This window comes from Corynebacterium lipophiloflavum DSM 44291, from assembly GCF_000159635.1.
In the GTDB taxonomy this organism is placed as follows: Bacteria; Actinomycetota; Actinomycetes; order Mycobacteriales; family Mycobacteriaceae; genus Corynebacterium; species Corynebacterium lipophiloflavum.
Genome location: NZ_GG667194.1, coordinates 24329 through 38229 on the forward strand (window position 1 = coordinate 24329; position 13901 = coordinate 38229).

The window sequence follows — 13901 nt, forward strand, 5'->3', positions numbered from 1 at the left end:
CGAAGCCGCCACGGCCGCCTCGGTCACCGCCGAAGCTGCGCGCCGCGCCGCCCTTGTCGCGCTGGATGTTGATGAGCTGGCCGGAAATCCTGGTGTCCGACAGGCGATCCAGCACGGACGAGTCGAGATTCTTCGGCAGCTCCACCAGTGTGAAGTCGCCGCCGATGGTGATGCGGCCGAAGTCGCGCGAGTTCAGCCCGCCCTCATTGGCAAGAGCACCGACGATGGCGCCCGGGCGGACGTGCTGGCGCTTGCCGACATCCAACCTGTACGTATCGAAGTTCTCACTGTCATTCTGGCGCCCGCGCCCACCACGGTCACCGCGGTCACCCCTATCGCCGCGGTTAAACCGATCCCGGCGCCCGCCGCGATCACGGTCGCGTCGATCGTCGCGGTCCCAGCCGTCGCGGTCGCGGCGGTCGCGCTTGTCCTTCGGCGGTTCCTTCATCAGGAACTCGCCCGCGGCATTCGCCTGTGCTGCCAGTGCCGCCGCGATGTCATCCATCGGGATGTTGTTCGTGTTGGAGTACTCGCGCACCATCGCCTTGAACACGTCCTGGTCCTTGGACTCGAGCGAGGCGGTGATGGAGTCCATGAACTTCAACTTGCGGCTCTCGTTGACTTCGTCAACGGTCGGCAGCTCCATCTCCTCAATCGTCGCGTTGGTCACACGCTCGATGGAACGCAGCATGCGGCGCTCGCGGGGCGTGACGAAGAGGATCGCCTCACCGGTGCGGCCCGCGCGGCCCGTGCGGCCGATTCGGTGGACGTAGCTTTCGATGTCGTTCGGGATGTCGTAGTTGAACACGTGGCTGATGCGCTCGACATCGAGGCCGCGGGCGGCGACGTCGGTGGCGACAAGGATGTCGAGGCGGCCGTCGCGAAGCTGATCGACGGTGCGCTCACGCTGCTGCTGGGCGATGTCGCCGTTAATCGCGGCGGCGGAGAACCCGCGGGCACGCAGTTTCTCAGCGAGTTCCTCGGTCTCGTGCTTGGTGCGCACGAACACGATCATCGCCTCGAACTCGGTCACCTCGAGGATGCGGGTGATCGCGTCGAGCTTGTTACGGTGCGCCGTGAACAAGTAGCGCTGAGTGATGTTGGTGTTGGTGCGGGTCTCGGACTTCACCGTGACCTCAGCCGGATCGTTGAGGTACTGCTTGGAGATCTTGCGGATGCCATTAGGCATCGTCGCGGAAAACAGTGCGACCTGCTTGGTGTTCGGCGTGTCCTCGAGGATGCGCTCGACGTCTTCCTGGAAACCCATGTTGAGCATCTCATCGGCCTCATCGAGGACGAGGAAGCGCAGGTTGGAGATGTCGAGTGAGCCCTTTTCCAGGTGATCAATGACGCGGCCCGGCGTGCCGACGATGATCTGCGCGCCACGGCGCAGACCGGAGAGCTGGATGCCGTATGCCTGGCCACCGTAGATCGGCAGAACCTGAATCTTGCCTAAGTGGTCGGCAAACGACTGGAAGGAGTCGGCGACCTGCAGGGCGAGCTCGCGCGTGGGGGCGAGAACGAGGGCCTGCGGGTGGCGCAGCTGCGGGTCGATCTGGCTAAGGACCGGGAGCGCGAACGCGGCGGTCTTACCGGTGCCGGTCTGGGCGAGGCCGACGACGTCGCGGCCCTCCATCAGCAGCGGGATGGTCTCGGCCTGGATGGGCGACGGCTGCTCGAAGCCGACCATTTTTACCGCTGCGATAACGGAATCGGGCAGGTCCAGCTTCTCGAACCCATTCTTGGGCTCCTCGGCTTTAGGCTCATCAGCCTTGGGAGTGTCGTCGGCCTGTGGCTTATCCCCCGCCTCAGGCTCAGAGACCTTCTCGGTCTCAGTGGCGTGTGCAGGCGCGTCTTTGGCGTCTGCGTTCTCAGTTACGGTGACTTCGGCCGCGGCCGAAGCGCCGGTGTCCTCAGAATCTCCCGCATCCCTGGTGTCTGCTGCAGCCTCATTCTCAGATGCTACGACAACCTGCGGGGTGTCCTGATTTTCCGACAGTTTCATGTCCGGCTCAAAGTCGCTGCCGGTAGCGTTTTCGGAAGTGCTCATTGTTTCCCCACCTTACGCGAGACGCGCCGGTATTACTATTCGACGGTGGCGACATGGGAGCCATGTCACCAGCACCCCTTGCAGCGTGACTGACCTAAGCTATCAACCATGCCGAACCAGATCGACGTCGTCGGAGCCGTATTCATTCGCCGCGGCAGCGTTTTCGCGGCACGGCGCGGTCCCGACAAGGCAATTCCCGGCGCCTGGGAATTTCCAGGCGGGAAGATCGAGCTCGGTGAGAGCCCGCGGGACGCGCTAGTCCGCGAGCTTAGGGAAGAGCTACTTATCGACGCTCGCGTGGATGCGCACCTGACAACAACGGCGCATGCTTACGACTTTGGGGTCGTCAGTCTCTCCACTTACCTGTGCGAATTAGTATCCGGCGATCCTGTGTTGACTGAGCATTCCGAAGCTCGCTGGGTTGCTGTTGAGGACCTTCCTTCGCTGGATTGGGCGCCCGCCGATATTCCCGCTGTTGAATTGCTCGTTGAAAGGGGTCAACGTGGAGAGCTCTAAAGCAACGTTGCGGCCTGCCGTCGACCACGGTTTCATCCAAGCTAATTCCAGCCAATTTCACGACCGTGGTCCCTCGCTAGTTCTCAACGATTCGGCAATGACGATGGGCGGCGTCCTCCGCACCGAGCTTGAACGCGCAGATTCATTCCAATTTTCCGTAGCGTTTGTCACCACCGACGGGATTGGGACAATCACCCAACAGCTAAGCCAATTCAAGGGCAAAGGAACGATTGTCACGTCCGATTACCAGGACTTCAATGAGCCCGATGCGTTACGCGAACTGTTGAAGTTCGACCACATTGAGGCACGGATTCTTGTCGGCAAGCCGCACCACGCGAAAGGGTACATTTTTCACCACAGCGACCACCTCACCGCACTGGTTGGAAGTTCCAACCTGACCAGGAACGCTTTACTCAGCAACAACGAGTGGAACCTAAAGTTTTCGAGCCACGACGACGGCGACATCGCGATTCAGCTGAGTAGGGCGGTTAAATGGCAGCGTGAAAATTCGGTTGTGTTGACCGAAGACTGGATTGATCAGTACGAAAAGCGCCGGAAGCAGCGCACAGTAATTTTCGACGACGTGTCTCAACCCATTTCACTAAGCGATGACGGTGAAGAGATATTGCCCAATCTCATGCAGACCGAGGCGCTGGAAAACCTTCAGCGCGTTATCGACGCCGGCGAGCGCCGAGCGATCATCATTTCTGCAACGGGTACTGGAAAAACAATTCTTTCGGCACTAGCAGTGAGGCAGATTAAGCCACGCCGTGTCCTCTTCGTCGCCCACCGAGAACAAATTCTGAACAAGGCCGCTGAAGAGTTTCAACGAGTGCTCGCCTGCCCGCCAACTGATATCGGTTTTATCGTCGGGCAACGTAAGGAAGCTAATCAACGCCTGGTCTTTGCAACAATTCAATCCCTAGGCCGCGGCGACACGCTGAGCGAGATTTCCCCCAAGCAATTTGACCTTGTCATCGTTGACGAGGTCCATCGCTCTGGAGCCGAGTCTTACCAGAAGGTGCTCAACCATTTCCGCGCGGACTTTACGCTAGGGCTTACTGCGACCCCGGAACGCACCGATGGGTTCAATGTTTTTGAGCTTTTCGACTACAACGTGCCCTACGAGATTCGATTGGAGGACGCGCTCGAAAACCACATGCTTGTCCCCTTTGACTACTACGGCGTATCGGACTACGAATCCGCATTTGGGTCGGTGATCTCGGATAACTCGACCTTGCAACAGTTGGCAGCCCCTGAGAGGGTGCATCATCTAGCGAAAATCATTCAAGACTACTCCTTTGCGCGAGGTTCCAAGGGGTTGATCTTCTGCAGCAGCAACGCCGAAGCGGCCGCTTTAAGCAAGGGGCTAAACACAGAATCGGTCCATGGCCGTCCGCTACGTACCATCGCGCTATCCGGCGGGGACTCAATCGAAACTCGTGAGAACACCGTGGAGAAGCTGGCTCAAGGCGAAATCGACTACATCCTCACGGTCGACATTTTCAACGAAGGCATCGACATTCCTCCTGTCAACGTGGTGGTTATGTTGCGCAGCACCCAATCATCGATCGTGTTCACCCAGCAACTTGGCCGCGGCCTGCGCAAATATGCGGGCAAGCGCTCGCTACGTGTCATCGACGTGATTGGTAACTACGCCACGAATTTTCTCGTTGCGGTCGCGCTTACGGGCGATCGATCCGGCAGCAAGGACGTGATCAAGGAGGGACTGCATCGAACACGCACGCACCCTTTAGCCGGTGCCTCGACCGTGAGCTTCGATCGGGTCTCCATGCAGCGAATTGTTGAATCTTTGCAAAAGGCCCGCATTGCTGACCGGAAGGCGAAGCGGGAAGCAATTTTAAACTTGCAGTACCGGTTGGGGAGGATCCCTTCACTTGTTGACTTCGAAAACCACGAGTCGATGAACCCATTCATTCTCGCCGCAACGGACAACAATGCGTCGAACTATTGGTCCCTCCTGAACGCGCTCAAGTTCGTTGGAACGCCACCTTCTTCGCATGAGGCGGCAGTACTGTCCATGCTGTCTACTGAGCTGCTGAACGGTAAACGGCCCCACGAATTACTCCTCCTCCGAACCCTGATCGAAAACGGCCCGATCAGTGTCGATAGTTTCAGAAACTCACTGCAACGGCAGGGGCTAGACGCCTCGGCGAAGCATCTCGAATCGGTAGAGCGGATCTTGAACCTGTCATGGTTTGTAAAGGCCACGGCTCAAAAATATGGCTCGAAACCAATCGTGGAACGCGTGGGCAATCAGTACCGACTCGGTCGCGAGTTTGCCTCTCTCTACGGGTCCTACGCCGCGGAGCACCCGCACCCCGAAATGAGTTTCCGAGCCCACGTCGACGACATCCTCGCGACGGGTCTGCTGATCAATCGCAAGCACTATGGCAGCGGCGACCGCCTCCTCCCGGGCAAGCTGTATTCGCGCAAAGATGCGTGCCGGCTGCTCAACTGGAAACAGAATGCGGAGAGCACAATCATGGGCTACAAAGTCGATAAGCATTCCGGTACCTGTCCGATTTTTGTCACCTACCACAAAGATCCGGACGTCGATACGCGCCTGCAGTACGGCGATCATCTCGTAAATCGATCCACCATGCACTGGTTTTCGCGGCACGGGCGAACTTTGGAAAGCAAGGAACTCCAACCAATTTTGTCCAATTCGGTTGAGTTGCATCTTTTCGTTAAACGCGAAGATGCGGACGGCCTTGAGTTTCACTATCTAGGCCAAGCCGATTCGACCGATGCGCAAAACACGACGATGAGGGGCAACAACGGTGATTACCTCGACGTGGTGACGACGGACCTCATACTCCACCACCCAATTCCCCAGGAAATCTTCGACGCCATCACCGCCTCGAAAACCGTCGCATCGGTAGCGGTACCCCACACCACCTCATAAACTCCGAAGTGCCCAACCCCCACACGAAAAGGCGGGACACCATGACCGTGACCCAAGGAACAAAAATCGTCCTCATCGGTGCTGGCGCCGTCGGTATCGCCTACGCCTACGCTCTGCTTAACCAGGGTCTGACAGACCACCTCGCCATCATAGATCTCAACGAGGATATGACGTGGGCGCAGGTGGAGGATCTCTCCCACTCCGTCCCCTTCTCCGGCCATAACATCCAGGTCACGGTGGGCACCTATGCCGACTGCCGGGATGCCGCAATCGTGGTCAACTGCGCGGGTGTGGCACAGCGCGAGGGCGAGACTCGCCTCGACCTTGTGGCGCGCAACGTCCAGATCTTCGAGTCCATCAACCGCCAGGTGATGGACAACGGTTTCAACGGCATTTACTTGGTGGCCACGAACCCGGTGGACATCCTCACCTACGTCACCTGGAAACAGACGGGGCTTCCGTCGAACCAGGTCATCGGCTCCGGCACCGTGCTCGACACCGCGCGCTGGCGCCACAACCTTGGCAAACGCTTCGGCATTGCTGCCTCGGCTGTGCACGCCTACGTCATCGGCGAGCACGGGGATTCCGAGTTGCCGGTGCTGTCCTCCGGAACCATTGCGGGAGTACAAATCCCGCGCATCGTGGACAAGGAGGCGGAAAAGAACCCGCATATTCACGAAGACATTGAGGAGATGTTCCGCGCAACCCGCGACGCCGCCTACGACATCATCCGCGCTAAGGGCAACACTTCCTACGGCATCGGATCCGCGCTCGCGCGCATCACCCGGGCGATCCTGCGCAACGAGGATGTGGCCCTGCCCGTATCGGCACTGTTGCAGGGCGAGTACGCCCGCGAGGATGTCTACATTGGCACCCCGACCATCATCAATCGCCAGGGCGTGCGTAGCGTTGTCGAGCTACGCCTGAACGAGGAAGAATTCGAGCGCTTCGACGCCTCCGCTGCGACGTTGCGTAAGGTGTTGGAATCGATCGGCGTGGCCAACTAGGCCGGGATAGTGCTCTAAAGACTGCAGCGCGAGGTTGATCAGGCCGTCACCGCCGCACACAACCAGGGCGTCGAGACGGGACTCCTCCAGCGCAGCCTCGGCGAGCTCGAGGGAGCGCTCCGCGGTGGCCCCCTGCAGCGACACATCATCGATGCCATGGTGCGAGAAGCGGTCGTGCGCATCTTGTGCGATGCGCATGGCGGATCCCTTCCCCGCGGCGGGGTTGGTGATCATCGCAATGCGTTTGATCTCTTTCGTCCCCACCTCAAATAAGCCGGACGGGTTATTGCGATCGTGAAATGATTCTCCCACCGTTAGCGCTCCAAGGTCCGCGGGGCGCCCTCGGGACGGTCGAACGTCTTGCCCGGGTTGAGGATGCCAGCCGGGTCGATCTCCCTTTTGACCGCCTTGAGAATGTCAATGCCGAGCTGGCCCACCTCAGAGTCCATCCACGGCAGGTGGTCGGTGCCCACCGCGTGGTGGTAGGTGACGGTGCCGCCGTTGTCCGTCATCGCCTGGGTGGCGGCGGACTTGACGGCGCGCCACTTGCGCTCGACTGCCTCCGGATTGTCCCCGCCGCCGGCGACGACGGTGAAGAACAGCGAGCAGCCGGTGGCGTAGACATGGCTGACGTGGCACATGATCAGCGCCGGGGAGTCCCCGACGAGCTTGGAGGCGAGGGCTTCGCCGACGGCCTTCTTCAGGCGCGGCACATTGGACCAGTCGGTCGCGGTCTCCACCGTTTCGCACATTGCGCCGGCGTCCATCAGTGGATCGCGCAGCACCGGCGCCCCGAAGCGCTCCTTTTCCCACTGCCGGGCCGGGCCTTCGCCGACGGAGGTCGCACCGTGCGTGAGCATGATCGCCCGCGTCTCCTGGTGCGGGCGCGTGGCATGCTCTTTTGTTCCCTCGAACATGGCGATGGACAGGCAGCCAACCCGACGCCATGCTCGACGAAGAGCATCGCCCTCGTCGGCGCCTCCCTCGAACGCTCGCCGCGCAGCTCAGACAACATCGCCACCGCAAGCGCAGTAACGACTATGCCGCCCCGCTCGCTGGTCGAACGCTACGGCGCAGAGGCGTACAACGTGCTCGCCGCCTGCGCCCTCGACAACGCCACGGAGCGCATCGCGGGTCTTGACATCACCAGGGCGGAACTCTCGAACGCGGTCACCCACGAGGGCGCGATAAGCGTGGACGACATCCTTGTCCGACGCACCCGCATCGGGCTGGTTGCCACGGACCGCGCAGCTGCAGAACCCGCCGCCCGAGAAGCACTCGCGGCGGCGGGTGTGCAGGCCTAAGCGGCAGAAGAACTAGTCGAAGAACCCGCCGGTGGCGGTGCGCGGCAGGGTCCAGGAAATCGCGTAATCAACCCCGTCGACCAGGCGGGGACGGAAGGTGTCGTTCAGCCGATCGTCGGCATCGTTGACGTTGGCCGCCTCCACCTTCACCGGGAAGGTGTCGCCGGTGGCGTCCCCGGCGGCGCTAATCGCCCCGAAGGTTCCGGCGCGCTGAATAAGCTGCTCAAAGACGAAAGCGGCGGCGGAAGAAGTGTTTACGGTTGCGGCCGCCTCGTCCACGTTGCGGACATCGACCTCGACGTTAGTTGTGTAAGTAGTCATACTGCCATTCTTACCGCAAAAGCCCACACGGCTGGCGGACCGGGATGGTTAGTCCTCTGCGCGGGCATGGCGCGTGGCGTCGAGATCAGCGCTGCCGCCGAAGAACCTCGCGTGCACTCCGCAGGCCCGCACAAACTCGCGATGAGCTGCGTCGACATCGGCGCGTGCGACGACGCACGCGTTGGCTCTCCCGCTAACAATCGCGCTCGTTCCACGATGGTCATCGTCGTCGCTGTGAACCGAGATTGTGGTCGAAGGGGCGTCGAAAAGCACCGTGCCGAGCGCGACCATGGTGGTGAGCAGGTCGTGGACCTGGGCGACATAGCCCAGGTTTTCCAGCTCGTGGAACTCGAAGTAGAAGCGCAGGATCTCGCCGAGGTCGCGCGCTATCGGGGCCGGGCCGAGCGCGTCGATCGCGGTGGCGAGCGTCTCCGGAGTGAGCACCATGCGCTCCGTTACGCCCAGCGAACACAGGGTGATGGGGACCGCGGTGAGCGCGAACACCTCGCTGGCGGCGTGAGGATCCACCCAGAAGTTCCACTCGGCGGTGTCGGTGGTGTTGCCTGGGTAGTCAATCGCCCCGCCCATCACGGTGATGTGCTTGAGCTGGGCGAAATGCGAGGGGTGCAGGCGCCGGAAAGCGGCGAGGTTGGTCAAGGGGCCTGTGACCACCAGGTGCAAATCGTCCGTGCCGCGCTCGATGGCGTCGCACCACAACATGTCCCAGTCGTTTTCGACGTGGCGCGCGGGCGCGGACACGTAGCCCAGGCCGGTCTCACCGTGGGTCTCCGGTGTGGTGGTCAGCGGCAGAACCAGCGGGTTGGCCATGCCGGCCGCGAGCGAGATCGTGCGCAAGCCGCACTGGGCGAGCACCCACGCGGCGTTGACCGCGCATTGGGTGGCCTCGACGTTGCCGGACGTGGTGGTCACAGCCTCCAGCTCCACACTGCCCTCGTGGTGCAAGGCCGCCAGGTAGATCAGCGCGAGAGTGTCGTCGATGCCGGGGTCGCAATCTAACACGACGCGCTTCATGCCAGCTCCTTTCGGGTCTCTTGTCCACGCAGCAGCCACACAATCAGCGACGCCAGCGTCAGCGCCCCGCACGAGGCGAAGGCGACGCCAAAACCATAGACCTCCGCGAGCATGCCGACGACAATAGGGGCGCAAATCTGGCCCGCATCCATCGTCATCTGGAACGTGGAAAGCGCCTTGCCACCGGAGCGCTCGTTGCCGATCAGGTCCGCCAGCGTGGCCTGCTGCGCCGGGTTCATTAACCCGCCGCCCACTCCCGCGAGGACCGACAGGAGCAGCAGCGACCACACGTGCGTGGCCAGGCCGAGAGAGCCGGTGAACACAGTCGTGGCGGCGAGGCCCGCGATGATGAGGGGTTTGCGGCCGACGGCGTCGGCAAGCCTGCCCGAGAACTGCAGGGTGACCGCGGTGCCCAGGGCAAAGGCCGTGAGCGCCAGACCCGCCGCGGCCGAACCGTTGGCGAACACGCTGGCCGCGAACAGGGGAAGCACCGACACCCGGGCACCGAAGTTCGCCCAGCCGTTGGCAAAACCAGAGGTAAGCAGGCTTTGGTACGTGGGCAGACTAATGGCTTCGCTCAACCGCATCGGCGGTAGTTTCGGCGGCAGGACGACGCGCCCCCTGGGTGTCGAAGTGAGGATCCACACCATGATGGCGGCCGCGCCCACGCCGATGCCGTAAACGGCGAAGGGAATGCGGAAACCTAACGACGCCAAAAGCGCCCCGATAACTGGGCCAATGATGTTGCCCAACAGAAACGCCGAGGCATAAACGGCACTGGCCCGGCCGCGGATCATCGGTGGCGCGACGCGCACGATCAGCGCCTGCGCGGAGAGGGTAAACATGGTCGACCCGAACCCGGCGATAAACCGCAGCGCGAAAACGTGCCAGTACGCCTGTGCGAAAGCGACGAGGAACGTCGCGACGGCGACGATCAGTAGTCCGGTGATGTAGACGGGTCGCGACCCCACCTTGTCCACCAAGATGCCCGCGCCCGGTGCGCCGATGAGCCGAGCGGCGGCGAAAACCGACACCACCGCGCCCGCGGCTACCATCGAAACACCGAAACTGGCCGTGAACTGCGGCAGGATCGGGGCGATGAAGCCGTAGCCAAGGGCAATGATGAACGCCGCTGCGGTGAGAACCCAGATTGTGCGCGGGATCTTCGGCACGGGTGTGAGATGTTCAGACATATCGGTGTCAGGCTAGCCCGTTTCCGTCTCCGGTGTAATTCATGGAGGTCGGGCTAGTGGGCGTCGACGGATTCATTGCGGTGAGACCGAGGCCATCGCGCAAGGATCTCGGGCGCTGAGGTATAGCTGCTAGACCTCAGCGAACCGGCCCCGGCAAGGATTCGACCACATGTTCTAATAGCACGAAAGCCGTGTCGCACCGTTGTTCTAACTTCAGTGCCATGACACAGCACATTGATTACATCGCATCCACCCCGTCCCAAATTGCATCAGACATCTCGTCGCGCCACCCGCTCGCCATCGACGACCTGCACAGCATCATCCACCATCCGCGCTCGCTCGCCCGGCCGACGGCGGCGTGGCGCCCGCCGGTGAAAAACCTCCCCGCCCACCGCGGCGGCCCGCTTCTTGCAGCGGCGGTCACACGTCGCCGCGTTGGGCCACGTGCACGTGCCCGGATACAAGGGTGGGGCGAGCCACACGTGCCCGCCTACCTCATCGAGGTCCGCTTCACTGACACCTCAGGCGCGATTGTTGATCCCCACCTGGCAGAGGCGTGGATCCGCTCACTAGTCACCGAGGACTACGCAGCCGCGGTGCACGAGATCGCCTCGCCCAAGGCGGTCACTTACGTCTGGCTTGTCGACGCCCACTTCACGCCCGTGTCCTCACCCCCGTCGATGTTCGACGGGATGACGGCCGCGTAGGACGCCCCCTATACCTCGTCGGTGACCGGAACCTGCGTGTTCGGGTCAATGTCGGTGTTATGGACGCGGCGCGCCGAGGCCGCGTCCGACGCATCGGGCGCCACTGCGGCAGTGGCGTTCGGGATGCGCGTGTCATCCGCATCTACCGCGTCATCTTCATCTTCGTCAATATCATCGTCGAAGTCTTCATCGTCGTCATCGTCGTCGAACTCGTCCAAGTCATCGGAGCCAGCAACGTCGTCGGCACCGTCGTCGGCACCGTCGATTTCCTCGTCGAGCCCATCGCGGCCGAAGATGTCGTAGACCTCCGGCTCGTCAAACCCGTCCTCCACGGGCAGTAAATGCGACTCCCACTCCTCCGCCTGGTCGGCTGCGAGGGAGAGGACGTCAAAGAGGCGATCGAAATCGGTGAACTTGCCCAGTGCGAGAACCTCCGACTCGGAAACGGCCTCCGCGTGGATGGTTTCAAACAAGCGCGAGCGATCCTCGTCCGTCAGCTCCGCATCCCCATCCGACTCCCACAGCTCACCGATGGCGTCGTCCATCAAATCGTCGTAGTTATCCGACAGGGCCACGAACGTCACGGTGGCGCACGGCTCCCCGTCGACAACCTCAACGAGGACCTGCAGTTCAGCGCTGTCCCCGACCTCCGCGCGCATGAGCTGGGTATTCACCGGGTCCGGGAAGAACTCCAGATCACTGATGCGCTCATCGGTGGCCTCGTGAAGGTCTCGCAGCACGGTCACTACCTGGTCCGTCGCCACGTGTTCCGCAACCGTTGCCACCGCGTCCTCGACTGAGAACACGACCGAGACCAAAACGGCCTCGAACTCGTCGTCGTCCTCGTCGACGTCGGCCGCAGCAATGTAGACGTTCGCCGCAGGCAGGTGCGGGTCGATCTCCACGAACTGGATCTCCACTTCGGCAGTAATGGGCACGAACATGGTCTCATCGTGCACGCGGGATTCAATGCCGTCACGGTCAAGGGCGGCGGCGATATCCTCGAAAAAGCTCACGGCGAACCATTCCTTCCAAGTGGGTGGCTGAAGAGTGTCCTCATGACGGCCCCAGCCTAGCCCCGAATAGCCGGGCGCGCGCACCTCGCGCTCTACTCGTCGTCAGTGTCCGGCAAGTCGAACCCGAAGAACTCTGCCAGCGACTCCATCAGCTCCCCGCGGTTGTTGCCCCACTCGCGCATATCGAAGTCCTCCCAGGCCAGGCGCTTCGAGCTCTTCGGGTCGTATTCCACGAATCTCTCGGCACCGAAGACCGCGGTCGCACGCCCGGGGATATCGTCGTGCCGAAATCCATACTCCGGCCATTCCCCGCCCGGCCGGCCGGTGTGGAAGAAACTCCCCCAATGCCGTTGCATGGTTCGGCTGACCTCGGCGAACGCCTCGCGGGAGCCGAATCGGTCCAACTTGGACATGCGGGTGGAGTGCGGGTCCCCGAACACAGCGACCAGGTCCGCCGAGTGCATCGCACCCAGACCCAGCCTGCGCATCGTCGCCGAGGCGTATTCGAAGCGGTACATCCACGTCGACGCCAGCCGCCGGTGCGCCGTGGCCAGCATCACCGACGGGGCCCAGAACACAGCGTCAGCGATCAGGTCCGCGAACTCCGCGCGCCCGCCCGCGTACCCGTACGCCTCCATCACGAGGTGCGCGTTGTCCGCATCGAACGCCTCCAATGCCCGGCGCGCGGCGCGCTGGCGCGACTTCATCGTCTGGTACATCGCTTTGGCGAAACTCGCCTCGTCCGAGTTCGTTCCGATGATCAGCGGAACCGCGGCCTGTTGGCCGTCCTCGAACATGTCGATGGGGTGTGCCGGCAGCGTCGCGTTGTCGACCGTGGGCATGAACGCCGTGTTGAACTGCACGACCTCCTTGCCGGTGAGCATCATTGAGCGGCCCACGCGCACCAGCTCCGCGGCGTCGACGTCGCGCAGGTCGGACAGGGTTGTGGTCCGGGGCATGGAGAGGCCGTCGATAAGCCTGCGCACCCACATCGCGGCCTGGACGCGCGAGTGCACGCTTGCCGCCGGCGGCGACTGCGCGATCGCCCGATGAAACAGCCCGCGCGCCGCCGGGGCACACATCAGGTGCAGCACCGCAGCCCCGCCAGCCGACTCCCCCATCAGCGTCACCGCGTCCGGGTCGCCGCCGAACGCGGCGATGTTCTCGTGCACCCAGCGAAGCGCCAGCACTTGGTCGTGGATCGCCGGGTTGGCGACGCAATCGCCTCCCACCGAGCGCATGTCCAAGTACCCGAGAACGCCGAGCCGGAAATTGACCGAGACGTACACCACATCCGTCGCCTGGCTCAAGAAGTGCCCCTGCAGCACCTTTTCGTGCGACGAACCGGTGATGAACGTACCGCCGTGGAAGTACACCACCACCGGCAAGACGTCGTCGGTATCAGGGCGCACAATGTCGAGAGAGAGGCAGTCCTCGGAGCCGATCACGCTGTCTTTGAAGCTGAACGTGGTCTGCATCGCAGGCGGCGCGAACACGGACGCGTCGCGCACGCCCTCCCACTCCGGCGCCGGCCGCGGGGCGCGGAAACGCTGGGCGCCGGCGGTGGAATCGCCGAACGGCACGCCCCGCCACGTTCGCGCCCCCGTCATCGGGTCGACAACGCCGCGTACCACACCTGATGTGGTGCGTACCTCGGGTTGTGACACTCGGGCCTCCTTGCCATTCAACCGATACTTCTGCACAGCAATGCTTCCATGCGATTCTCACAAAAGGGTTACCGTGGGAATGATTGCGCGTATCAGCGCGCTGGACGGTACATGTGCGCCCAATCTTTTAAACTGGGGCGAGTTTAATTGACTTAACCA

The 13901-nt window shown here is 62.3% G+C and carries 11 protein-coding genes and 2 pseudogenes; 5 read left to right on the forward strand and 8 right to left on the reverse strand.

All coding sequences use genetic code 11. The features are described from left to right. On the reverse strand, positions 1–2050 hold a 2050-nt coding region (locus HMPREF0298_RS08130), incomplete at its 3' end, for a DEAD/DEAH box helicase (protein WP_006840674.1). A gap of 108 nt (positions 2051–2158) precedes the next feature. On the opposite strand from HMPREF0298_RS08130, the gene HMPREF0298_RS08135 reads away from it, so the two are divergent. From HMPREF0298_RS08135 to HMPREF0298_RS08145, 3 genes are read left to right on the forward strand one after another with little or no spacing between them, the layout of a single operon-like run. Continuing rightward, entirely contained in the window at positions 2159–2566 is a 408-nt protein-coding gene (locus tag HMPREF0298_RS08135; protein WP_006840675.1) for a (deoxy)nucleoside triphosphate pyrophosphohydrolase, read from the forward strand. Then, positions 2553–5495 (forward strand): DEAD/DEAH box helicase, encoded by a 2943-nt coding sequence (locus HMPREF0298_RS08140; protein ID WP_040422944.1) that lies wholly within the window; start codon positions 2553–2555, stop codon positions 5493–5495. The genes HMPREF0298_RS08135 and HMPREF0298_RS08140 overlap by 14 nt, the downstream gene beginning before the upstream one ends. A 41-nt stretch (positions 5496–5536) precedes the next feature. Then, complete coding sequence (locus tag HMPREF0298_RS08145; protein ID WP_006840677.1) at positions 5537–6502, forward strand: L-lactate dehydrogenase; 966 nt, start codon at positions 5537–5539, stop codon at positions 6500–6502. Here HMPREF0298_RS08145 and HMPREF0298_RS11845 read toward each other — a convergent pair. Both HMPREF0298_RS11845 and HMPREF0298_RS08150 read right to left on the reverse strand, forming a co-directional pair. Further along, positions 6413–6814, reverse strand: coding sequence for a diacylglycerol kinase family protein (locus HMPREF0298_RS11845; RefSeq protein ID WP_006840678.1), 402 nt, complete (start codon positions 6812–6814; stop codon positions 6413–6415). The two genes, HMPREF0298_RS08145 and HMPREF0298_RS11845, sit on opposite strands and share 90 nt — an antisense overlap. Before the next feature lie 2 nt (positions 6815–6816). Beyond that, positions 6817–7437: pseudogene (locus HMPREF0298_RS08150) on the reverse strand (FAD-linked oxidase C-terminal domain-containing protein); the annotation flags it as partial. Between HMPREF0298_RS08150 and HMPREF0298_RS11850 the strand changes: the two are divergent. Then, positions 7396–7806: a glycerol-3-phosphate dehydrogenase C-terminal domain-containing protein gene (locus tag HMPREF0298_RS11850; RefSeq protein ID WP_083789544.1), complete on the forward strand. Its 411-nt coding sequence runs from the start codon at positions 7396–7398 to the stop codon at positions 7804–7806. The pseudogene HMPREF0298_RS08150 and the gene HMPREF0298_RS11850 sit on opposite strands and share 42 nt — an antisense overlap. A 12-nt stretch (positions 7807–7818) precedes the next feature. On the opposite strand, the gene HMPREF0298_RS08165 is transcribed toward HMPREF0298_RS11850, so the two are convergent. Genes HMPREF0298_RS08165 through HMPREF0298_RS08175 form a run of 3 tightly spaced genes read right to left on the reverse strand, consistent with a single transcriptional unit; the run spans position 7819 to position 10352 of the window. Beyond that, the gene (locus tag HMPREF0298_RS08165; RefSeq protein WP_006840681.1) at positions 7819–8127 is read right to left on the reverse strand and encodes a hypothetical protein; all 309 of its coding nucleotides are present in this window, start codon (positions 8125–8127) and stop codon (positions 7819–7821) included. Positions 8128–8175: 48 nt separating this feature from the next. Further along, positions 8176–9159, reverse strand: coding sequence for a nucleoside hydrolase (locus HMPREF0298_RS08170; RefSeq protein WP_006840682.1), 984 nt, complete (start codon positions 9157–9159; stop codon positions 8176–8178). Beyond that, positions 9156–10352, reverse strand: a complete 1197-nt coding sequence (locus HMPREF0298_RS08175; RefSeq protein ID WP_006840683.1) for an MFS transporter — start codon at positions 10350–10352, stop codon at positions 9156–9158. The genes HMPREF0298_RS08170 and HMPREF0298_RS08175 overlap by 4 nt, the downstream gene beginning before the upstream one ends. 221 nt (positions 10353–10573) lie before the next feature. On the opposite strand from HMPREF0298_RS08175, the gene HMPREF0298_RS08180 reads away from it, so the two are divergent. Next, complete coding sequence (locus HMPREF0298_RS08180) at positions 10574–11059, forward strand: hypothetical protein (protein WP_006840684.1); 486 nt, start codon at positions 10574–10576, stop codon at positions 11057–11059. 131 nt (positions 11060–11190) lie between these two features. On the opposite strand, the pseudogene HMPREF0298_RS08185 reads toward HMPREF0298_RS08180, so the two are convergent. Both HMPREF0298_RS08185 and HMPREF0298_RS08190 read right to left on the reverse strand, forming a co-directional pair. Then, positions 11191–12075, reverse strand: a pseudogene (locus tag HMPREF0298_RS08185) (DNA primase); the annotation flags it as partial. A gap of 92 nt (positions 12076–12167) precedes the next feature. Next, positions 12168–13742 carry a carboxylesterase/lipase family protein gene (locus HMPREF0298_RS08190; protein ID WP_006840686.1) on the reverse strand — a complete coding sequence of 525 codons (1575 nt, stop codon included), beginning with the start codon at positions 13740–13742 and terminating at the stop codon, positions 12168–12170. Positions 13743–13901: the final 159 nt, after the last annotated feature.